At 39.8% G+C, this 22,055-nt stretch carries 15 protein-coding genes and 2 pseudogenes; all 17 read left to right on the top strand.

The features are described 5' to 3' along the window. The first annotated feature begins 104 nt into the window (after positions 1-104). The 17 genes and pseudogenes from DWW13_RS15840 to DWW13_RS19510 all read left to right on the top strand — a co-directional run bounded on the left by DWW13_RS15840 (position 105) and on the right by DWW13_RS19510 (position 21,582). Positions 105-1,036 (top strand): annotated as a pseudogene (locus tag DWW13_RS15840) (AAA family ATPase). A gap of 219 nt (positions 1,037-1,255) precedes the next feature. Continuing rightward, positions 1,256-1,501: a cobaltochelatase CobT-related protein gene (locus DWW13_RS19520; protein WP_243026167.1), complete on the top strand. Its 246-nt coding sequence runs from the start codon at positions 1,256-1,258 to the stop codon at positions 1,499-1,501. Positions 1,502-1,543: 42 nt separating this feature from the next. Further along, positions 1,544-1,738, top strand: a complete 195-nt coding sequence (locus DWW13_RS19515) for a hypothetical protein (RefSeq protein ID WP_226906426.1) — start codon at positions 1,544-1,546, stop codon at positions 1,736-1,738. Positions 1,739-1,754: 16 nt separating this feature from the next. Beyond that, entirely contained in the window at positions 1,755-1,949 is a 195-nt protein-coding gene (locus DWW13_RS15830) for a hypothetical protein (protein WP_117761893.1), read from the top strand. After that, positions 1,907-2,275 carry a TnpV protein gene (locus DWW13_RS15825; protein ID WP_117761892.1) on the top strand — a complete coding sequence of 123 codons (369 nt, stop codon included), beginning with the start codon at positions 1,907-1,909 and terminating at the stop codon, positions 2,273-2,275. Before DWW13_RS15830 ends, DWW13_RS15825 begins: the two co-directional genes overlap by 43 nt. 123 nt (positions 2,276-2,398) lie before the next feature. Then, a pseudogene (locus DWW13_RS15820) lies at positions 2,399-2,518 on the top strand (helix-turn-helix domain-containing protein); the annotation flags it as partial. Positions 2,519-2,819: 301 nt separating this feature from the next. Continuing rightward, the gene (locus DWW13_RS15815) at positions 2,820-3,038 is read left to right on the top strand and encodes a helix-turn-helix domain-containing protein (RefSeq protein ID WP_002578407.1); all 219 of its coding nucleotides are present in this window, start codon (positions 2,820-2,822) and stop codon (positions 3,036-3,038) included. Positions 3,039-3,052: 14 nt separating this feature from the next. After that, positions 3,053-3,658 carry a DUF1819 family protein gene (locus DWW13_RS15810; RefSeq protein ID WP_117761891.1) on the top strand — a complete coding sequence of 202 codons (606 nt, stop codon included), beginning with the start codon at positions 3,053-3,055 and terminating at the stop codon, positions 3,656-3,658. Between the two features lie 10 nt (positions 3,659-3,668). Next, positions 3,669-4,229, top strand: a complete 561-nt coding sequence (locus DWW13_RS15805) for a DUF1788 domain-containing protein (protein ID WP_055219002.1) — start codon at positions 3,669-3,671, stop codon at positions 4,227-4,229. A 13-nt stretch (positions 4,230-4,242) separates the two neighbouring features. Beyond that, positions 4,243-7,791 carry a BREX system P-loop protein BrxC gene (gene brxC, locus DWW13_RS15800; protein ID WP_117761890.1) on the top strand — a complete coding sequence of 1,183 codons (3,549 nt, stop codon included), beginning with the start codon at positions 4,243-4,245 and terminating at the stop codon, positions 7,789-7,791. A 15-nt stretch (positions 7,792-7,806) separates the two neighbouring features. After that, positions 7,807-11,370 carry a BREX-1 system adenine-specific DNA-methyltransferase PglX gene (gene pglX / locus DWW13_RS15795; RefSeq protein ID WP_117761889.1) on the top strand — a complete coding sequence of 1,188 codons (3,564 nt, stop codon included), beginning with the start codon at positions 7,807-7,809 and terminating at the stop codon, positions 11,368-11,370. Between the two features lie 12 nt (positions 11,371-11,382). Continuing rightward, entirely contained in the window at positions 11,383-12,240 is an 858-nt protein-coding gene (locus DWW13_RS15790; protein ID WP_117761888.1) for a DUF2971 domain-containing protein, read from the top strand. A gap of 49 nt (positions 12,241-12,289) precedes the next feature. Continuing rightward, positions 12,290-13,762: an RNA-binding domain-containing protein gene (locus tag DWW13_RS15785; protein ID WP_117761887.1), complete on the top strand. Its 1,473-nt coding sequence runs from the start codon at positions 12,290-12,292 to the stop codon at positions 13,760-13,762. Positions 13,763-13,771: 9 nt separating this feature from the next. After that, on the top strand, positions 13,772-16,414 hold the full coding sequence (gene pglZ / locus DWW13_RS15780; protein ID WP_117761886.1) for a BREX-1 system phosphatase PglZ type A: 2,643 nt from the start codon (positions 13,772-13,774) through the stop codon (positions 16,412-16,414). 20 nt (positions 16,415-16,434) lie between these two features. Beyond that, positions 16,435-18,552 carry a protease Lon-related BREX system protein BrxL gene (brxL, locus tag DWW13_RS15775; protein ID WP_117761885.1) on the top strand — a complete coding sequence of 706 codons (2,118 nt, stop codon included), beginning with the start codon at positions 16,435-16,437 and terminating at the stop codon, positions 18,550-18,552. A 16-nt stretch (positions 18,553-18,568) separates the two neighbouring features. Beyond that, complete coding sequence (locus tag DWW13_RS15770) at positions 18,569-21,142, top strand: TrlF family AAA-like ATPase (protein ID WP_055218986.1); 2,574 nt, start codon at positions 18,569-18,571, stop codon at positions 21,140-21,142. A gap of 257 nt (positions 21,143-21,399) precedes the next feature. After that, positions 21,400-21,582 carry a hypothetical protein gene (locus DWW13_RS19510; RefSeq protein WP_226906425.1) on the top strand — a complete coding sequence of 61 codons (183 nt, stop codon included), beginning with the start codon at positions 21,400-21,402 and terminating at the stop codon, positions 21,580-21,582. The last annotated feature ends 473 nt before the right edge of the window (positions 21,583-22,055 follow it).

Here is a 22,055-nt window from a genome sequence, read left to right as displayed (position 1 = left end):
AAGCGGCCGGAAGCACGTGACTTTAGTCATGTGAGGTTCACGATTGAGTAAACAGAAATATTATCTGATTTGATATAACCAATTGCAAAGAAGGGAAAATCTTCATGAGAAGTCATTGGACAGAAATAGAAAAATATTTAGAAGACCAGAAGGTAGCGCAGGAACTGATTGGAGAACTGAGAGATTTTCACATGCGTTATGAGGTAGAGGATCAGGTAAAGGAACGAGTAGAAAAACCGGATATCCTATTTTATGGGAAAAAGATTCTGGAAATGTCAACAGCAGCGCTTCTTCAGGGAGATAATCTGTTACTTTCCGGTGCAAAAGCTACAGGAAAAATGTACTATGTGAGACATTGGCATGGATATTCGGAAGACCGGAATACGATATTTCTTTTCATGTAAATACAGACAGTGCCGATCTGATTGGAACGGACACCTTTATAAATAATGAGGTTCGCCTTCGGAAAGGCTCCATCTACCAATGCGCGGAATTTGGAGGATTTGGAATCCTGGACGAAATCAATATGGCAAAAAATGATGCGGTTTCTGTACTGCATGCCACACTGGATCATCGGCGCAGAATCGATATTCCAGGATATAACAGGATTTTACTTCATCCGGCAACACGATTTATCGGCACGATGAATTATGGTTACGCAGGTACCAGAGAGCTAAATGAAGCATTGGTTTCAAGGTTTATGGTAATCGATATGCCTGAAATGGATGAGGATAGTGTTCTTTTTGTATTAAGGCAACATTTTCCAGATGGGGAAAAAAGTGCACTGAAAGCTTTTGCAGGACTGTTTCTGGATTTGCAGATCAAAGCTTACCATGGAGAAATCTCAACAAAATCTCTTGACCTGAGAGGATTGGTTTCTGCTGTAAAAGCAACAAGAAGCGGACTTTCTCCAATTGATGCAATCCAGATGGGAATCATAAATAAAAGTTTTGATGTATTTGAAAAAGAGATCGTAGAAGATGTGGTTTCTACCAGAATCCCATCTTCCTGGACCGGAAAAGACATATGGGGGTAAACTTGTATGGAGGATGTCAGATGGCCGGCGGAACAACTGGAAGAACATCATCTGGAGATCAGCAATCGTATCAGAAATCTTTTTTGGACAGTCAGTGGTGATTATGATACGGAATTTGAACCGGATACAGAAAAATATGTTTATTCAAAACAAACGGTTCTGTATGAGGCAGTGAAGCAGGGTGCCTTTGCACGATATTTTGATCAGAAGAAACTTGGCATGTATTTGATGAAAAAATTACATTTTTCTGCTGGAGAAGATATGCTTTTGCCTCTTCAGAGATTTCGGAATTATGAAGAACCAAGGGAAACAAATGAAAGAATCTTTCAATTTCGTGCATATGCCAATAACAGAGATGGGCTTGCGCTGAAAACAGTCGGTTCCTCTCTCATGGAGCGACCGGAAAAAAATAAGATTTTAATCGTATTAAGTGATGGAAAACCCTGTGATATGAGCATACAATGACCAGGAACTCGCCAGCCCAAGATCTATGACGGAGAAAAAGCTGTGAAAGATACTGCATATGAGGTGCGTCGGGCCAGAAATCAGGGAATTTTCGTGATTGGTATTTTTGCAGGGAATGAAGAAGAGCTCTCCGTGGAAAAGAGAATCTATGGAAAAGACTTTGCCTATATTCGTAATATCAGCAATTTTTCCCGTATGGTAGGAACTTTTTTGCGAAGACAAATTGATATGGAATGAAAATGGAGGAATCACTATGGGTAAAATTGAATTTGCCAATTGCCAGGATGTAAGAAATCAGAAAAAGATACAGGAATTAGATTGTCCACGCTGTCATGAACCGGGAGGCATTGAAGCCTTTGTGAAAGACGGGATACTTGCAGAGGACGGAGTATGTGATAACTGCGGATATATTCTTCCAGAAGGAACAGAACTGGAGGAAGTGAAGTAAGACAGTTTGAAGTAATCCCGAATCTCACCTATAAATCCGGTGAACAGATGGAGCAACTTGGCAAGTATGGTTTTCTTCGCAGAGATTATCTGAAAAACCATCGAAATTCAACCTATCAGGTGATGCTTCTGCAGGATACGATAGGAGAGCATCTTCTGGAAGTGGACAAGGCAGCCAGGGAACGGGAAGAAGTGATTCTGAAACAGTTGGAAGAAAAAGAACCACTGCCGGATAAGGAGAAAGATCAGATGGCATGGGTAAGAGCTGCCAATCAGCACAGAGCGATTGCAGAAGAGATTATCCTGAAAGAATTGATTTATGTATAAGGATTGGCAGTAACTAATCTGGCAGGTAACTGATAAAAATAGAATATTGTGAGCGAAGTAAGACGTGAGTCATAAGATATGGCTTGCGTCTTTTCCTTTTGAACTGGAAAGAAGGATAGGAGCATGGCACAGATTTTTCGTGTAGAGAGAACTAAGAATTTTACGGTAATGAGTAATCATCATTTCAAGAATAAGAATCTGACATTGAAAGCGAAAGGTCTATTATCGCTGATGTTAAGTTTAAAGTATCAGGCGGAACAGAATAGAAAGACAGCTGAGAACGAAGTGCAAAAATTGAAAAAAAGGATAAGATTGCAATCAGAGAAAATAAACGAGATAAAATTTTTCTGTGGAATCGGATATATAGTGGCACTTGTACTTTCAGCTTGTCTTATTAAGATGTGTTTCTTGTGATTTTAAATGCGATATTTCAGAATTGAATTACGATTTTTGATAGATTAGATTGTTTGAAACGCATTTTTATGATATGATGATAAATACCATGTGAACAGATATTTCAAGCAAATAAGATTGAGGTGAAAAAATGGCAGTTAGTTACAAGAAATTGTGGAAATTGTTAATTGATAAAGAAATGATGAAGAAAGATTTGCGTGCAATGACAGGAGTTAGTACAACAACGATGTCTCGATTATCAAAAGATGAAAATGTAAGTACAGAGATTCTGTCAAAGATATGTTCTGCTTTGAATTGTGATGTAGGAGATATCATGGAATTTGTTCCTGATAAAAAAGAGGAGCAGTAAGGAGGTACGGGAACATGGATCATTCTTATCCTTATATTGCGTCTTTGACCAGAGAGCCGTTCCTTTTCTACGAAATGCGTTCTACCGCAAAGCTAATGGTAGAAGGAAATTCCGATGATGCAATTGTTAAAGAAATTGTAGAGCAGAATCTTTTTCAGTATCCAACGGAAAAATCTATTACACGCATGGCGAAAGCTTGTATAAAACGGCTTCATGCACTGGAAGATGATTCGCTGGTTGTTGCGATTGCGTCACAGCCAACGGATGTAGCAAAACAGATTTGTCTTTATGCCTTGATGAAGCAGAGCCGACTGGTTTGGGAATTTATGCTGACAGTCATTGGTGAGAAGTACAGATTAAGGGACACGTCTTTTGGTAAGATAGATTTGAATACATTTTTTATGCGTTTGCAGGAGCAGAATGATACCGTGTCTTCCTGGAGCGATACTACAATAACAAAGTTAAAACAGATTATTGCCAGAGTGCTTGTTGAAACAGAATATCTCGACAACCGGGGGGCAGATCATTTGAATCCAGTATGGCTGCATCCTGTTTTGGAGAATGCCATCAGAAGCAATGGTGATATGGCGATACTGCCGGCGTTTAATTGCTTTTCTTAGGAGGTAGCCAATGAGTGACATAAAAGAACGCTTGGATAAAGTTCGGGCATTGATTCAGGAACCGGAGTTCCTGGAAGGCAAGGGACTCAGCAATGAGGTGAATATCAGAATCTTCTGTTATGAACCGGAGAATGAAATGGTTGTCCGTCATTTTGTGAATCAGCTGGAAACTGATCAGTCCTTAGATTGCCATTTGATCGTTTGTAATTTATATAAAACATTTCTCTCTATCTGCGATGATATGGACATTACAGATGCGATTCCCGATATGGAAGAAGCTGACGGAAGTGCTTATCTTCTGGAGCAGCTTAACTCCGCAATCGGTAATGGAGAGTTCATTGATAAAATCCAGTATGAGCCACACGAACCGGGTGATGTGCTGATGCTGACAGGTGTGGGCGAGGTGTTCCCGTTTATGAGAATCCATACGTTATTGGAAGCCTTGCAACCGTATTTTTCGGATGTTCCGATTTTGGTTATGTATCCGGGTGAGTTTGATGGTCGTCATGTAAAACTGTTCAATCGTCTGACACCAAATGATTATTACCGGGCATTCAATGTCATAGATTAAGGGGGATAAAGCCATGATGATTCGAGATATGTTTGCGGATGACATTAACCGCAAAATCAATGGTGTAATTAAAGTAGATCAGGCTGCTGATGATGTAATCGAGCAGGAGTTAAATGAATATGTCATTACCAGAGAATTGAAGAAACATTTCATTACGTTCTTCAATTATTACGGTGATGCTTTTGACCAGCCGACAGCCGATATGGGTGTTTGGATTTCCGGTTTCTTTGGAAGTGGTAAATCTCACTTCCTGAAAATGCTTTCGTACCTTTTGGAAAATAAAGAGGTAAAAGGTATTCGCAGTGTGGAGCGTTTCCGTAAAAAGTTTGAGGACGACCCGGCAACCTTTATGCTGATTGATCGTGCCACAAAGGGACAGACCGAGACAATTCTGTTCAATATTGATATTGAGGGATTCAGCAATAAAGATAAGACTGCGGTTCTTCGTGTATTTGCCAAAATGTTCTACAACCATCTGGGATTTTACGGAGAAAATCTGAAAGTTGCCATGATGGAGCGTTATATCGACCAGCAGGGAAAAACGGAGGAGTTCCGCAGAGTTTTTGAAGAAAAGAAAGGCAAGTCCTGGATGGAAATGCGCCGTGCCTTTGCATTCAATGGAAAGTTTATTATTCCGACTTTAATGGAAGTTCTGGATATGAGTGAGGACGATGCCAAGGCATGGTTCAATGATAAAACTGCAACAGAAATATCTATTGCTCAGCTTGTGGAAGATATGAAAGCCTATGTGGATACTAAGCCAGCCAACTTCCGTCTGCTGTTTATGATTGATGAGGTTGGTCAGTATGTTGGTACGGATACCGATATGCTTTTGAACCTCCAGTCTCTGACCGAGAAAATCGGAAGTGAGTGTGAAGGTAAGATTTGGGTGGTCTGCACTGGACAGGAAGCGATTGATGAAATCATCAAAGTTCGTGCTGATGAGTTCTCCCGTATCCAGGCACGTTTCAAGACAAGACTGAGTTTATCTTCTTCCTCCGTGGATGAAGTCATCCAGAAGCGTATTCTGAAAAAGAAACCGGAAGCAACAACGGATTTGGAAACCGTTTATGAGCAGAATGATTCTGTTTTGCGTAACCTGTTCAGCTTCAATGGCTCTATTCTGGATATTAAAGGCTATTCCGGTCCGAGGGAATTTACAGAGAACTTCCCGTTCGTGCCGTATCAGTTCATCATCATGCAGAAGGTATTTGCGGAAATCCGGAAACATGGAAATTCCGGTAAGCACCTGTCTGGTGGTGAGCGTTCTATGCTGTCCGGTTTCCAGGAAGCTGCACAGAAAATTCAGGAGAAGGATGAATATGCACTTGTTCCGTTCTTTCGTTTTTATGATACTGTACATACTTTCCTGGATGGTTCGATTCGTCGTGTAATTGAGCGTTGCCAGAAAGCTGCTGACAACGGGGACGGCATTGAACAGCAGGATGTAGATGTACTGAAACTTTTGTACTTGATTCGATATATTGATGATATTCCTTCCAATTTGGATAATATCGTAATTCTTATGGCAGACGATATTCGTGTGGATAAGATTATCATGCGTGAAGCTGTCCGAGGATGCCTTGATCGTCTGATGAGCCAGAACTATATCGGCAGAATTGGTGACACTTATAACTTCCTGACTGACGAAGAACAGGATATTCAGCGTGAAATAAGAGATACTAATGTGGATACTGCTTCTATCGTAGAGCGTATTGCTCAGATGATTTACGGTGATATTTTCACAACTAAGAAGTTCCGTTATGGAAAATATGACTTTGCCTTCGACCAAATGGTAGATGGTATTACTGTCGGTGTGGCAACAGGCGGTATGCGTCTACGTTTCCTGACTGTTGCTACCGATGCTATTGAAAAAACGGATTATCGTCTGATGGCAGAATCCAAAGGCAACGAAGCAATCGTGGTCCTGGCTGACACACCTTACTATGAATCTCTGGAATCTGCTATGAAAATTCGCAAGTATGTAAAGCAGAGAAATGTAAGCCAGCTTCCAAAAACTGTGCAGAAAATCATAAGTGACCAGCAGGACGAAGCCGGAAAATATGAGCTGAGTGCCATGAGCGAATTGCAAAATGCTATTGAAGGGGCGCAGTTCTATGTAGACGGTGAGCATCTGGAAATCAGAGCTGGAAATGCTAAGAGCAAGATTGACCAGTCGCTTGAATATCTGGTTGCCCATGTATATAGCAAGCTCGACCTGATTACAGATAATGCAGGCAGTGATGTAGATATTATTGCGATTCTGACAGGTGCGGTAACGGCACTTCCGGGCATGGAACCGAACCGTGATGCTGCTTCTGCTATGGAAGAATATCTGGAAATGCAGGATGCGAAAAAGCTGCCGACTTCTATGGCAGATGTGCAAAGCAAATACAGTGCGATTCCGTATGGCTGGAAAGAAATCGACATTGCTGCGGTTGCGGCACAGCTGATTTATTCCCAGAAAGTAACCATCAAGTACGCAGGCAATACCATTCAGCCGGATGACCCGAAATTACCGGATATGCTCCGCAAAAAGAGTGAAATCGGTAAGACTTCTATCAGTAAGCGTAAAACCATTTCCGTAACGATGATGCGTGATGTGAAATCAATGCTCCGGGATTATTTCGATGTTATGGATGTACCGGACGATGAAGATGGTCTGATTCGCTTTGTGACTGAAAAATTCGGTGAACAGCGTGATTACTATGCTTCTCTGGATGCCCGTTATGATGGACATAAATACCCAGATCGTGCATTGGTGCAGGAAGCTATTCATCTGATGGATGATGTACTTTCTCAGAAGAAAGACAATATTGCCCTAATTGAGCGTGTACTGAAAAAAGAGGATGCTCTATTCGATAACAAGGAAGCCATGAACAACGGCATTGAAAACTTCTTTAAGACTCAGGTAACAGTATTCGACCAGGCAGTGCAGTTTGAAAAATCTCTGCACGACGATCTTGACCGGATTGCAGAAAATGAGGAAGCACATAAGGCACTGAATACTATTCGATTGATTACGATGGTTCAGACCGGAAGCAAGTTCAACTATAACCGGATTCGTGAACTGAATCCGTTGATGGATACGGTTCGCACCGCCCATGACAAGATGCTGGGAGAAAAACGTGCTGAGGTTCTGGAAACGGTTCGTCAGTGTATGGAAGCGACCCATACTGCCGCAAACGGCGATTCCAAGGCATCCCATCTGATTGAAAAATCGGATCGGTATTTCAGCCAGTGCAAGGAAAAAATTGCAGAATTAAAGAGCCTTGCCCTTCTGGATGCTATGTTCTTGCCGATGTGCCAGTACAAGGATGATACTATCAGCAATATCGAGTCAGTTCTGGCTCCGCCTGCACCGAAGCCGCAGGTACAGCCGACACAGCCAGGAAAAGAAACTGCTCCGGCAAAGAAAAAGGTTGTCCATGCTTATAACCGACAGGTTGTATTCCAGGCAAAGACCTTACAAACGGATGAAGACATTGATGATTATGTAGAGAAGATTCGTTCTCAGCTGAAGCAACTCTTGAAAAATTGCGATGAGATCAAGCTGAACTAACGAGGAGAGACGAGTATGGATAAGAATGCGATTAAAAAATTTGCTGTCTGGGCAAGAACAGAGCTGATCGCCCGTGTTTCCCTGAAAGGCGTGGAATACGGTATCACAGAGGATAATATCGAGGCCGCCAATGCGGACAGCGTTGGCGGCAAAGTCCTCACTGCTGATGAAAAGAAACAACGTCAGGCTTTGATTGCCGAGATTAACGATAAAAGCTATAAGCAGGTCATGGAGGAGGTTGCTTACACTTGGTTCAATCGCTTCTCTGCTCTGCGATTTATGGAAGTCAACGGCTATCTTCCTTCCCATGTGCGTGTATTCACGGACGAGGAAAACAATTTTAGGCCGCAGATTATAACCGAAGCCATTCATCTGGATTTGGATGGACTCAATATGGAAAAAGTCTATGAGCTGAAAGATGCGGAAAAGACCGAAGAACTGTATAAATATCTGTTGATTGTGCAGTGCAACGCCCTGAATAAGGTTCTGCCGGGAATGTTCCAAAAGATAGCAGATTACACCGAGCTTCTTCTGCCGGACAATCTGCTCCGTGAAGGCAGTGTCATTCAGCAGATGATCGAGCTGATACCGGAGGATGACTGGAAAGATGCTGTCCAGATCATCGGCTGGTTGTATCAGTATTATAACAGTGAGAAAAAGGATGACGTTTTCGCAGCACTGAAAAAGAATGTGAAAATCACAAAAGAAAACATCCCTGCAGCAACCCAGCTTTTCACACCGGACTGGATTGTTCGCTACATGGTAGAAAACAGCCTTGGTCGTTTGTGGCTGGAGGGACACCCGGAGGCATCAGAGCAGCTTCTTCCGACAGAGGAAGAACAGTCTGCTTATGCTGCCGGAAACCGTGACCCAGAAGATGCCAAATGGCACTACTATCTGGAAGAAGCCGAGCAGGAGCCGGAAGTACAGGCACAGCTGGCTGAAATCCGTAAGGAATATGCCGCACTGACACCGGACCAGCTGAAAGTCATTGACCCATGCTCCGGTTCTGGTCATATCCTTGCGTATATGTTTGATGTGCTGATGAAGATTTATGAATCCTACGGATATACCACCCGTGAAGCGGTGGAATGTATTGTAGAGAATAATCTTTACGGTCTGGATATTGATGACCGTGCGGCACAGCTGGCTTATTTTGCAGTAATGATGAAAGCCCGTCAGTATGACCGCCGATTCTTCAGCCGTGGCATTCAGCCCCATGTGTATGCTATTGTAGAGAGTAATCATGTAGATAAATTTGCGGTAGATTATTTTTGTAATGGCGATGCGAAGCTCATGACAGCGATGGACACCATCATCAAGGAACTGCATGATGCAAGGGAATATGGTTCTATTCTGACGGTAACACAGCAGGATTGGTCTGCGCTGTATGACCGTTTTGCAGAGGTTACGGAAGATATAAATATGTCCCGTGATACGACACTCAGAGAATTATTGCCGTTGGTACAAGGGGCAGAAGCTCTGGCTCAGAAGTATGATGCAGTTGTTACGAATCCGCCGTATATGGCACCTACGGAACATCAAAAACCATATTTGTTGAAAAATTTTAAAGCGAGTAAAAATGATATGGCAATGGCTTTTATGGAAAGAAACCTCGCTTTTTGTAATAAACAAGGTTATAGTGCATTGATTATATTTCCAACGTGGATGTTTTTGGCGAGTTATGAAAAATTAAGAAAAAGTATTGTGAGTGAAAATACCATTATCAATATGGTATATCCAGGAAGGGGGATTTTTGGATCAGACTTTGGTACAACAGCTTTTGTTTTGGAAAAACGAAAAATTGAATCTTATAAAGGATCATATTGTAAATTATTTGATGCGATTGGCGAAGTTGAAACGGCTGAAATACGTGAACACCAATTTTTGGACAGGAAGGGCTATTGTACATTCAAACAGGATGATTACAAAATTATTCCAGGAGATCCAATAGCATTTTGGATATCTGATAATTTTCTGAAAACATTTAGAAATAAAACAATAGGTTCTTTATGTGATGCAAAAGCTGGCATTGTATCTGGGGATGACGATTATTTTTTGAAAATGTGGTTTGAAATTCCTATAGTGGAAATAACCTTTGATGCAAACAATTTTGAAGATCGTACAGCATACAAGTGGGTGCCTATTAACAAGGGGGGAGCATACAGGCGACATTACGGAAATTATGAGTATGTAATAAATATATATGATTTATGGAATCGTCAAGAGAAAGTTAATGTGTCTGTTAGAAGAAGCGAACCTGAATTTTATTTTAAGAAAGCATTGAATTGGTCAGCTACAACAATGGGCGGTTCATCATTTAGAATAACTAATAATAAAACATCAAGTACAGCAGCACCAAGCTTATACTTTAAGAATGATGATGATTTATATGTATCACTTGCACTTCTTAATTCATGTATTTCGCAAGTATATATGGATTTATTGAATCCTACTGTTGGATTGAAATTAGCTAATGTAGAAGCTGTGCCGGCAATCAATTTTGAAAAAATGGCAGTATTCCTTAGATCATCATGTGAAAACAATATTGCACTGTCAAAGGAAGATTGGGATTCTTATGAAATATCATGGGATTTTGAACAGCATCCATTAGTCAAAAGAAAAGAATTACATTCGCTTGAAAAATGCTATTTAACATGGAAAACAGAGTGTGAAAATCGTTTCTTAAAGATGAAAGATAATGAAGAACATATAAATGTTGTGATTTTGAAAGAGTACGGGCTTGAAAATGAGGTATCATGTGAGGTGCCAGAGAAAAGCATATCTGTTCATCGAATTTTTGACACAAAAGAAGATATACCAGTATCAATGGATGGAAGTTATTATGTAAGAACAAAAAGAGATGAAATAGTTTCTCTTATATCATATTCTGTTGGATGTATGTTTGGACGGTATTCATTGGATAAAAAGGGAATCGTCAATGCAGGTGCTCCTCTCAATGTTAATGAATATGTTTCATTTTCTGTTGATAAAGATAATATTATTCCAATTTGCGATGATGAATATTTTAAAGATGATATAGTTGGACGGTTTGTCGAATTTATAAAAATTGTTTATGGTGCCGATTCACTTGATGATAATTTGACGTTTATTGCAAAGGCATTAGGGGGGAAAGGAAGTCCACGAGAAATAATTAGAAATTATTTTGTGAATGACTTTTATAAGGAACATTGCGCTACATATTCGGGAACGGTAGGAAAAAGACCAATTTATTGGTTATTTGACGCTGGTAAAAATAATAGCTTTAAGGCTTTGATTTATATGCACCGTTATCAGCCGGACACCATTGCTCGTATTCGTACCGATTACGTCCATGAACAGCAGGCTCGTTATCGCACTGCCATTGCCGATCTGGAACAGCGTATTGCAAATACTTCCACCGGCGAGCGTGTGAAGTTAAAAAAGAAATTAGCTACTTTGCAGGCACAGGATACTGAAATCAGAACCTATGAGGAAAAGATTCATCACCTTGCCGATCAGATGATTTCCATTAATCTGGACGATGGCGTGAAGAAGAATTATGCAATTTTCCAGGATGTTTTGGCTAAAATAAAGTAAGGAGAGAGTGAAATGACTCGTAAACAATTAGAATTGCGGATAAAGGCTAACGCAGAAAAGTATATACATAAAGATACAGAAGCATGTGTGGATGCGATAATGGAATTATATAAGCGTATCCCCGATGTGGGAGGAGTTTTCAAACCTCTTTATAGATATAGATCTTTAAATTCAGATGAGCTTAATAGTTTGGAAAATGAAACTATTTTTATGAGATGGCCGTCGTCGTATGATGATAAAAGTGATTGCACTCCTGTATTTGATTTTGAAGAGATTAGTGAATATATCATCAAAAAAAATCATCCGATTTTAAACGCAGAAAAAGTAGTCAAAGAGTTTATCAATATTGACGATATTATAGAAAATCCGAGATTTGCAGAAAAAATAAATGAAATGCGAAATATGTGGATGATCGCTTGTTTTACGGAAAGATATAACAATAGTAAGATGTGGGCGCAATATGCGAATAATTTCAGTGGTATTTGTTTGGTTTATAGTTTCTTTGATGTTTTGGAAACAATTAAACATACTAAAGGAATGAGTATTATGCCGGTAAGGTATGTAGACAATAGAGATAAATATAAGGATATTTGTCTAAATCATAAGGATTTACTTGAATTCAATGATGAAACTGAACCGAAGTATCAGCTGACATGTACTACGAAGGAAAAACTAAGCTATAGCTTTGAGGAAGAATGGAGATTGATTTATGAGAGAGAAAAAGTGAATACAGATGGCGAAAAAAAAGGTGACTGTATTCCATTCATAAATCCTGCTGTGATTATTTGCGGAAATTCAGTAGACAAAAATTCATTAGAGTATCAAAGGCTTATAAGGATAGCAAAGGGAAAAGGAATAAGGGTAATATAATATTCTAAAAGCTATGTACTGCGTAGCAAATTGAGAGCGAGGTGTTACAATGACCATAGAAGAAATTCTTGCAGGAGAATCGAAGGATGTGGAGTTCAAAGAGAACCTGCCGGAGAAAAGCCTCAAATATATGAAATCTGTGGTTGCCTTTGCCAATGGAACCGGCGGAAAAATCATTTTCGGAATTGCCGATAAAACCAGAGAGGTTGTTGGCTTTGACAAGGAAGATGTGTTCAAGAAAATGGATGCCATTGCCAATGCCGTATCAGACAGCTGTGAACCGGCAATTATCCCAGATATCACTTTACAGACGGTTGATGGTAAGACTGTCATTGTGGTAGAGGTTTTTGAGGGCAGACAGCGCCCGTATTATATCAAAGCCCTTGGTAGAGATGGCGGTGTATATGTCCGTGTTGCCGGAACTACCCGCCTTGCCGATGAGTATATGGTAAAGGAGTTGTTGTTTGAGGGCAGTAACCGCTACTATGATCAGGCTTTATGTACTGGGTTAAATGTTACAGATGAAGATATTGATACCCTTTGCAAAGCTATGAAAGAGCAGGCTGTCAGAAATGCTCGGACAGAGGAACAGAAAGCATCGATTAAAGATGTAGGCAGACAGCAGTTGCGTTCCTGGGGAATTTTAATCGAGCGTGATGGAAAAGATTTTCCATCCAATGCGTTTGCAATTTTGACAGGCAACGGAGGCCTTCATGTTGCAACGCAATGTGGTGTGTTCAAAGGTACAACGAAAGCGGTATTTGTTGATCGTAGAGAATATACCGGACCGCTTTGGGAACAGATAGACGAAGCATTTCAGTTTGTCTTAAGAAATATTCATCTGGGTGCTACTATTGTGGGAATTTATCGCCAGGATGTTTATGAGATTCCACCGGATGCCATTCGTGAGTTGATTATCAATGCTATGGTACATCGTAGTTATCTGGATCATGGTACGATACAGGTAGCGGTATATGACAACCGATTGGAAATCACTTCTCCTGGGAAGCTGCCAATGGGACAAACGATGGAGCGTATGAAAGAAGGTTATTCCAAAATCAGAAATGAAGCCCTTGCCCATGCGTTTGCTTACATGAATCTGATCGAGCATTGGGGAAGCGGTATTCCGAGAATTATTGATAAAGTGAAAGCTGCCGGACTTCGGGAGCCGGAGTTTATTGGTGGCGAAGTGGATTTGCGTATCAATATTTATCGAGGTCAGGTTGATACCAATAACGCCATAATTAACGCCAATGACACTAAAAATGGCGCTAATGGCGGTAAATGTGGCGCTGATGATGGTACTAATGGCGCTGAAGTGCCGCTTAATAAGGAACAGACGCAGATAGAAAAATTGTTGCAGATTATAGAGAAGAATCCGTTTGCAACACAGGCATATTATGCGGAAAAAATGGGTATATCGAAAAGAACGGTTTCTCGAATGTTCGCTTCTTTACAGGAAAAAGGTAGATTGGTACAGGGCGGAACAAAACGAAAAGCAAATTGGAAAATTATAAGGTAGGAGGACAGCATGGATACAGACAAAATAATACAAGATTTAAATCGCAGGTTTGCTGCACCTCTTCCTGAGTTTTATCAGCGTCGTATCATTTTCTGGTACGATGAAGATAAGGAATTTGAGGATAAATTGGATGAAGTGGTTTTAGAAAATGCAAAGGTGATTGCACTGACTGGAAATAATGCGTTTTCTGTAAAAAAACTGCTTTCAGTAGATGATTTGAGCACAAATTATCTGGTTTACAGTCCGTGTGTCTATAACCGCCCTGATGATAACTGGCTTCTGGATGTGGAGCTTTACAGCGAAGAGTTTCGGGCGGATCTGATTTCTATCTGGATGGATGAGATGGGACTTATATCAAATCCGGCAATGAGGAAACAGGTTAAAAACTATCGTGCTTATTTTAATGCGAAAGACCGTCGTTTGAAAGTTAGCACGCAGAATAAAGTTCCGGAAACACCGGCACAGTTACACATGGCTGTCATGGCGGCAATCTGTGGATTGAAAGATGCACAGCCTAATATGATTCTCCGTAGTGTGTTCCAGGCGGGACTGGATTTGAATAATAATACGGTTTATCAGGATTTTGTAAAATATCATGCAGACGCAGCATTTTGGGCGATGGTTCGTCAGGGATGCGGATTTGTGGAGGAGGAACCAGCCCTTGGGCGATTGGCAATTCATCTACTTTTAACCGCGGCGACCCGTACCATGCGGCAGGAATATCTTGCCGGACTGGACGGTTTTATTTCCATGCCACATCAGGCATATTGCTATGATTTTATTTCTGAATGGCTTCATAGTGACAACATTCCGCAATTATATGATGTGGCACGTTATGTTGAGGATGAAGCTCGTCTGTATCAGCGTTTTGAAAAGCTGACAGTAGAAGATTTGGTAGGAACAGAGTGCTTTCCGTGTATTAACGAAGTAATTCTGACAAAGCTAATGACAGAGATTAGTGACCATATTATTGATGTGGATACCATTACGAATACCGTTGAAAAACGTAGAACTTGTGTATGGTATGAGCCATTTGAAAATTTTTATGACGGTATCTTACAAGTGGCGAATATGCAAAGTTTCTTTAAGGAACATTCTGCCGGATTCCATACCGCAGAAGCGAAAAGTATCTGGAAAGAATATACTGAGAGCTACTATCAGATGGACACTTATTACCGTTTGTTCCATCTTAGTTTTCAAAAGAGTTTGGAGACTTCCAATATTCTGCTGGATGATTTGTTCAAGCATGTTGTCGATAAGGTGGAAGGACTTTATACGCACTGGTTCTTAGGTGAGTTGGGCAACAACTGGTCGGATGTATGTGCGGATGAACTGGCAACTTACGGTAAAGTTCTGGAAGTACCGCAACAGGAGGATTTTTACCGTTCCCGTATCCAAACCTCGGATACGAAAGTATTTGTAATTATCTCAGATGCCATGCGTTATGAAGTGGCGGCTACGATGGCAGATCAGCTTCAGCGAGAAACGCAAAGTAAGGTTTCTATCAGCAGTATGCAGAGCATCTTTCCTTCTACTACAAAGTTTGGTATGGCAGCTTTGTTGCCGCACAAAGAACTGACAGTAGAGGTTCGGAACGATATTTTGACGGTTTTGGCAGATGGACAGTCTACGGCAAGTACTTATAGGGACAAGGTTCTGAAAACAGAAGAGTCGGCAAGCGTGGCTTTAAAGTATAATGACATCATTGCTATGAAACGAGCGGAAAGAAGTGCTTTGGTGAAAGGGATGGATGTGGTCTATATTTACCACGATACCATAGATGAAGCCAGCCACACTTCGGATACTGCTGTTTTTGCTGCCTGTGACAAGGCGATTTCAGAATTGAAGAATCTTGTGCGTATTATCGTAAATGAATTTGGCGGAACAAATATTCTAATTACAGCAGATCATGGATTTCTTTATACATACAGTCCTTTGAAGGAAGAGGACAAAGTAGATAAAAGAGGTTTTTTTGATGTGGATGTAACAAACCCTGACATTACAAAAAAAGAAAGCATCAAGCGGTGTGTAGAATATGGCAGAAGATATGCAATTATGCAGAAAGGTGTGCAACCAGATTACTTGATGCCTGTAAAATTCCTGGGCGGAAATACGGAATTTGATGGATTTGCACCGAGAGAAAGTATTCGTATCAAAATGAATGGCGGCGGTATGAATTTTGTGCATGGTGGTATCAGTTTACAGGAAATGGTTGTTCCGGTGATTGAGTATCATTATCTCCGCAATGATTCTATGGAATATAGGCGAAATAAGCAGAAATATGATACTAAGCCGGTAACGGTTAATTTACTGTCCGCAAACCGTAAGATCAGCAATATGATTTTTTCATTGAACTTCTATCAAAAAGATGCGGTCAGTACAAACCGTGAAGCTGTAACCTATCAGGTTTACTTTACAGATGAGGACGGCAAGCAGATTAGTGATATTCAGAAGATTATTGCAGATAAGACCAGCGATAACGGTGCAGAAAGAACTTTCCGTTGTCAGTTTAATCTAAAATCTTTAAAATACAGCAATACCGCTACTTATTATCTGGTAATTGCAGATGAACAGGGATTACAGCTGCCACAGAGGGAGCCATTCCAGATTGACATCGCCTTTGCGGTGGACGAGTTTGATTTTTTTAGTTAATACCGCAGGAGGAGAGAAAGATGGAGCAATTCGCAGAGGGTGAAAGTACCCGTGAAGAAATAAAGAACAAGCTCCGTCAGAACTTTGACGGTAAGATTGTTCGGAAAGACCTGACAAAGAAAATTAAAGAAGGGGCGAATGTCCCAGTGTATGTTCTTGAGTTCTTGTTGGGACAGTATTGCAGTTCAGATGATGAGACTGTTATAGAGAAAGGTGTACAGAACGTGAAGCGTATTCTTGCTGACAACTTTGTACGCCCGGATGAATCACAGAAGATTCTGTCTCAGTTGCGTAAAAAAGGCAGCCACACGATTATTGATATGGTGACTGTTCGACTGGATATGAAAAAGGATTGCTTTTTTGCAGAGTTTTCTAATTTGGGCGTCGGTAATGTACCAATTGCCGACGAATATCCGGAAAAATTTGATCGCCTGCTCTGTGGCGGTATCTGGTGTATTATTCAGCTGGATTATGAGGTTGAAGGCGACAATAATTTTGGTATTGAGGACATTGATGGAAATCCACTTCGTTCCAAACAGAAAAAGCAGAAAGATATTTCACCAATCAGTATCCGTAAGCTGACACCGATCCAGATGCCGCACATTGATATTGATGAACTGAAGCAGGGACGAAAAGCTTTTACGAAAGATGAATGGTTGGATATCCTTCTTCGTTCTATCGGCATGGAGCCAGATGAATTTACATACCGTGAGAAATGGTTACTTTTGACCCGTATGATTCCATTAGTTGAAAATAACTTTAATCTTTGTGAGTTGGGACCGAGAAGTACCGGTAAATCTCATCTTTACAAAGAGATTTCACCGAACAGTATTTTAATCTCCGGTGGACAGACGACGGTTGCAAACCTGTTTTACAATATGGGACGCAAAACGGTCGGACTGGTCGGCTTATGGGACTGTGTAGCCTTTGATGAAGTGGCTGGTATCAAGTTTAAAGATAAAGATGGCATTCAGATTATGAAGGATTACATGGCATCCGGCTCTTTTGCCCGTGGCAAAGAAGAAAAAGCTGCTACTGCGTCCATGGTATTTGTGGGAAATATCAATCAAAGTGTGGACGTGCTGTTGAAAACATCCAGTCTGTTTGCACCTTTCCCGCAGGAAATGGGAACAGATACAGCATTTCTTGATCGTATGCACTGTTATCTTCCAGGATGGGAGATACCGAAGTTCAGACCGGAGCATTTTACTAATGATTATGGTTTTATCAGTGACTATTTGGCAGAGTTCATCCGAGAGCTTCGCAAGGAGCAGTATGGAGATGCACTTGATCACTACTTCCGTCTGGGGAGAAATCTGAATCAGCGTGATACAATTGCGGTTCGTCGTATGATAGACGGTTATCTGAAGTTGATGTACCCAAATGGTGAGTTTACCAAAGAAGAACTGGAAGAAATTATTCAGATTGCATTGGAAATGCGTCGCCGTGTCAAGGAGCAATTGAAGAAGCTGGGTGGTATGGAGTTTTATGATGTGAACTTCTCTTATATAGATCTAGAAGATATGTCAGAACATTATGTTTCCGTACCAGAACAGGGTGGTGGTAAGCTGATACCGGATGGAATGTGTAATCCGGGACAGGTTTATACCGTATCCAGAGGAAAAAGTGGCATGATTGGTGTATTCCGTTTGGAAAGTCAGATGCTTCCAGGCAATGGCAAAATTGAACGGACTGGCTTAGGCAGTGATTCTAAATGCAAGGAAGCGGTGAACACGGCATTTAATTATCTGAAAGCCAACGGCAATCGGATCAGTGGCTCTATCAGCACCTCGACCAAGGATTACATCATCAATTATCAGGATTTGCAGGGTATCGGTATGACAGACAAATTGGCACTTCCAACATTGATTGCACTTTGTTCGATTGCTCTTGGAAAGCCTGTTGTCAGCAACTTGGCAGTGTTGGGAGATATAACAATTAGTGGCACAATGATAAAGGTGGATGAACTTGCCAATACACTTCAGGTGTGTCTGGATAGCGGCGCAAAGAAGGTGCTGATTCCAAGTACATCGTTTGTTGATTTTGCAAGTGTTCCAGCTGATCTGATGAGTGCATTTCAGCTGATTCCGTATCAGAGTGCGGAAGATGCAGTGTTTAAGGCGTTAGGGGTAGAGTAATATAAGGAGGGATAAAATGTTTGAATCAGGGCTTGAATTTTTAAGGGCAGATTTTCATCTGCATACACAAAAAGATAAAGAATTTTCATATAGTGGTGAACCAAATGATTTTGTGAAATCATATATTTCGGCATTGAAACAAGCTAATATTTCTGTTGGAGTTATTACCAATCATAATAAATTTGACAAAGATGAATATAAAGCCTTAAAAAGGGCAGCAAGCAAAGAAAAAATATTTATATTACCTGGTGTGGAATTGACTGTTAAAGAGGGAGCTAATGGTATACATACTCTTATAGTTTTTAATCCTGATGAATGGTTAGAAAATGGTAATAATCACATTCAAACATTTTTAACAGCCGCATTTGCAACAATATCTAATCCTGAAAATAGAAATACAAAATGTTGTTATGATTTAAAAAGCACATTGGAAAAACTGGAAGAGTATGGAAAAGATTATTTTGTAATATTTGCCCATGTTGATCAAGGCAGTGGTTTGTTTAACGAATGTGGAGGCGGTCTTTTAGAATCGCTCTCAGGACTTGCTCCGTTTAGAAAACGAGTTTTAGGAATACAAAAATCGAGGACAAGGGATAATATAAATAAATTTAATCGTTGTTTTGGATATATTCCAGCTCTTATAGAGGGATCGGATCCTAAATCATTGAAAGATATTGGAAAAGGCGATAAACAAACATATTTAAAAATCGGAGAATATTCATATGCGGCGATTAAATTTGCATTACAGGACTATAAAAGTAGAGTTGCTGAATCATTACCGGAAAGAAGACATGGGTATATTGAATCTATAAGTTTTCAAGGCGGAAAATTTGATGGTCAGACTATTAGATTTTCATCAGAGCTTAATTCGTTAATTGGAATTCGCGGAAGTGGAAAGTCGTCTGTGCTTGAAGCAATTCGTTATATATTTGATTTACCGTTGCAAACAGATAAAGAATATAAAGAATCACTGATAAAAAATATTTTTGGCTCTGGAGGAAAAGCAACATTATCTGTTGTTGATAAACATGGCAAACATTATATTGTTAGTCGCATATACGGAGAACAGAGTAATGTTATAGATGAAAATGGACTTGACTTAAATATACAACCGTCAAGCTTGTTTGATGGAATTCAATATTTTGGGCAAAAAGATCTATCAAATAGTGCTGATCATGAAAATGGTCTTCTTGAGAAATTGGTTGGTGGAAAAATAGGGAAAAGTGCAGAAATAACATCTTGTGTGAAGGAGTTGACAACATCGGTTTCTCAATTATTAGATGCGAATAAAATTCCAGAGCAGATTGAGGAATGCAAAATTAAAGAATCTGAAGTTGAGCATAAAATGTCTATTTACAAGGAAAAAGGCGTTGCAGAAAAATTAAAAAAACAAACTGGATATACAACAGATAAAGCAAAGTTGGATTCTGTAAAAGGACGAATTGATTCAGCAGTACGAGAATTAAAAAAGTGTTATGATAATAATAAAGATGTGACTTTAGGCTTGCAGGGCGTGGAAAGTGTTTATAATTCTGATATTATAAAGAAGGCAAGTGATATTTTAAGTGCAATTGGAAATGAAATTTTAAAAATTGGAGAGGCCGTCACGCAGATAGAAAGTAATTCGTTAGAATTTGCAGATGTAGTGGAAATGTTATCGAAAAAAATAGATGGATTATCTGATGAATTTGCTGAAATAAAAAGAGAAATCAAAGATGATACGTTAGATATTGATGGATTTGTCAAAATGACAGAAGAGCTGGAAAAATATAAAGAGAATTTAAAGCAACTAAATGAACGAGCTAAATCCAAAAAACAAATAGAAAGTGCATTCAAGAAAGCAATGCGTGAAAGAAATGATATATTATTAGAACAATTCAATGCATATAAACTTGAAATTCAGAAAATTAATGAATCACAAAATGAATTAAAAATCACTATTGATTTTAAAGGTGACAGAGATAATTTTAAATCACAGATGAAGACTGATTTTAGGGGGTCAGGTATTTCTGAAATAAAATATCAATACTTATGTGACACGTTTAGAGATTATGTGGAGCTTATAGAAGACTGGATATTATGTGATGGTATGAAAATCAAGGAAATTATTTCATCCTCAGAATATACAAAGCTTGATAAAAAATTGCAAGATCAGTATGCGGATCTTCTGAAGAATCAGGTTTCCAATAATGTTGAAATATATTATCATGACAAATTATTACGACACCATTCAATAGGGCAGCGTGCGTCAGCTCTTATATTGTTTATACTCATGCAGTCTGATAATGATATTATTCTTATAGATCAGCCAGAAGATGATTTGGATAATAAAATTATTTACGATGAAGTAATTACAGCAATTGCGAAAAAGAAACAAGATATACAATTTATTTTTGCTACACACAATGCTAACATTCCAGTTCTGGGTGATGCTGAAAGAATTTTTGTGGTTGAGTATCAAGATACAACGATTGATATATCGCAAGGGAATATTGACCTGAAATCTACACATAAGCAAATTGTAGATATTATGGAAGGCGGAGAGGAAGCATTTGATAAAAGGCAATTAATTTATACGTCATGGAAATAGATTGCATAGATGATCAGATTAAAAAATCAAGAACAAACAAATATGTATATTCCATATTGGGCATGATTTAAGTTTCGCTAAGTTTCACTTATATAGGTGTCTGAGGAAAATTTAATAGAAAAACATGAAAAAAGCACTGAAAACCGTGTGATCGGGAGATCCATGTAGGTGGACAGCTTGTATATTATGAAGGTGAAGAAGGATATTGTTTCCATGATTCAGAAACCAAAATAGATGCAGAAATCAGGGACATTCCTATGACACAGATGGTATATGATGCGTTCCGTAAACAGAGAGAGCTGAACCTGATGCTTGGTTTGCAGAGTAATGTGGAGATCGGTGGACGTAGTGGATTCATTTTCAATACAAAGCATGGACGTCCGATTATGCCGGCGGGAGTGAACAGTTTTCTGAAAAACATTGTTAATGCCTATAATTAAGAAAGAAAGCAAACTGGCAGAAGAAGAGAAGCGAGAGCCAGAGCTGATGCCTCCTATTTCATCGCATACCCTTCGTCATACGGGATGTACCAGACTGGGTGAGAATAATGTCAATCCCAAAGTTATGCAGTATGTGATGGGGTGCTGGATGTCCGGGGGACATCCGTTTAGCACCGACCGTAGCGGAGCGAAGAACATTCAGATGCACAGATCACAATGAATGTCTACAATCATATTGCAAAGAAGTCTCACGTGGAGAATGAGATGTCTAAAATAAATCTGCCGAAAACTGTACCTGCTGTGGTATAAACCATAAGCCGTTGTCGTAAAATGTGCTAAGAAAATTAGACGAATATATTTTTCCAAAGATTTGTGGTAAAAATGTGGTCAAATCAAGAAAATAGAGTGCGAAAGCAAGTGAAAAATCCCTGTGAAGCCCGTAAAATCAAGGCTTCACAAATTTTTCACAAAAT

The sequence above is a fragment of the Blautia sp. AF14-40 genome, from assembly GCF_003479665.1.
Classification (GTDB): Bacteria; Bacillota; Clostridia; order Lachnospirales; family Lachnospiraceae; genus Fusicatenibacter; species Fusicatenibacter saccharivorans.
This window is presented reverse-complemented; position numbering and strand designations above follow the sequence as displayed.

What these genes read in the sequence shown, in the direction of transcription:
- DWW13_RS19520 (WP_243026167.1), top strand. Translation starts at nt 1,256, where the DNA reads ATGTATTTGATGAAAAAATTACATTTTTCTGCTGGAGAAGATATGCTT.
- DWW13_RS15830 (WP_117761893.1), top strand. Translation starts at nt 1,755, where the DNA reads ATGGGTAAAATTGAATTTGCCAATTGCCAGGATGTAAGAAATCAGAAA.
- DWW13_RS15815 (WP_002578407.1), top strand. Translation starts at nt 2,820, where the DNA reads ATGGCAGTTAGTTACAAGAAATTGTGGAAATTGTTAATTGATAAAGAA.
- DWW13_RS15810 (WP_117761891.1), top strand. Translation starts at nt 3,053, where the DNA reads ATGGATCATTCTTATCCTTATATTGCGTCTTTGACCAGAGAGCCGTTC.
- DWW13_RS15805 (WP_055219002.1), top strand. Translation starts at nt 3,669, where the DNA reads ATGAGTGACATAAAAGAACGCTTGGATAAAGTTCGGGCATTGATTCAG.
- brxC (WP_117761890.1), top strand. Translation starts at nt 4,243, where the DNA reads ATGATGATTCGAGATATGTTTGCGGATGACATTAACCGCAAAATCAAT.
- pglX (WP_117761889.1), top strand. Translation starts at nt 7,807, where the DNA reads ATGGATAAGAATGCGATTAAAAAATTTGCTGTCTGGGCAAGAACAGAG.
- DWW13_RS15790 (WP_117761888.1), top strand. Translation starts at nt 11,383, where the DNA reads ATGACTCGTAAACAATTAGAATTGCGGATAAAGGCTAACGCAGAAAAG.
- DWW13_RS15785 (WP_117761887.1), top strand. Translation starts at nt 12,290, where the DNA reads ATGACCATAGAAGAAATTCTTGCAGGAGAATCGAAGGATGTGGAGTTC.
- pglZ (WP_117761886.1), top strand. Translation starts at nt 13,772, where the DNA reads ATGGATACAGACAAAATAATACAAGATTTAAATCGCAGGTTTGCTGCA.
- brxL (WP_117761885.1), top strand. Translation starts at nt 16,435, where the DNA reads ATGGAGCAATTCGCAGAGGGTGAAAGTACCCGTGAAGAAATAAAGAAC.
- DWW13_RS15770 (WP_055218986.1), top strand. Translation starts at nt 18,569, where the DNA reads ATGTTTGAATCAGGGCTTGAATTTTTAAGGGCAGATTTTCATCTGCAT.
- DWW13_RS19510 (WP_226906425.1), top strand. Translation starts at nt 21,400, where the DNA reads ATGACACAGATGGTATATGATGCGTTCCGTAAACAGAGAGAGCTGAAC.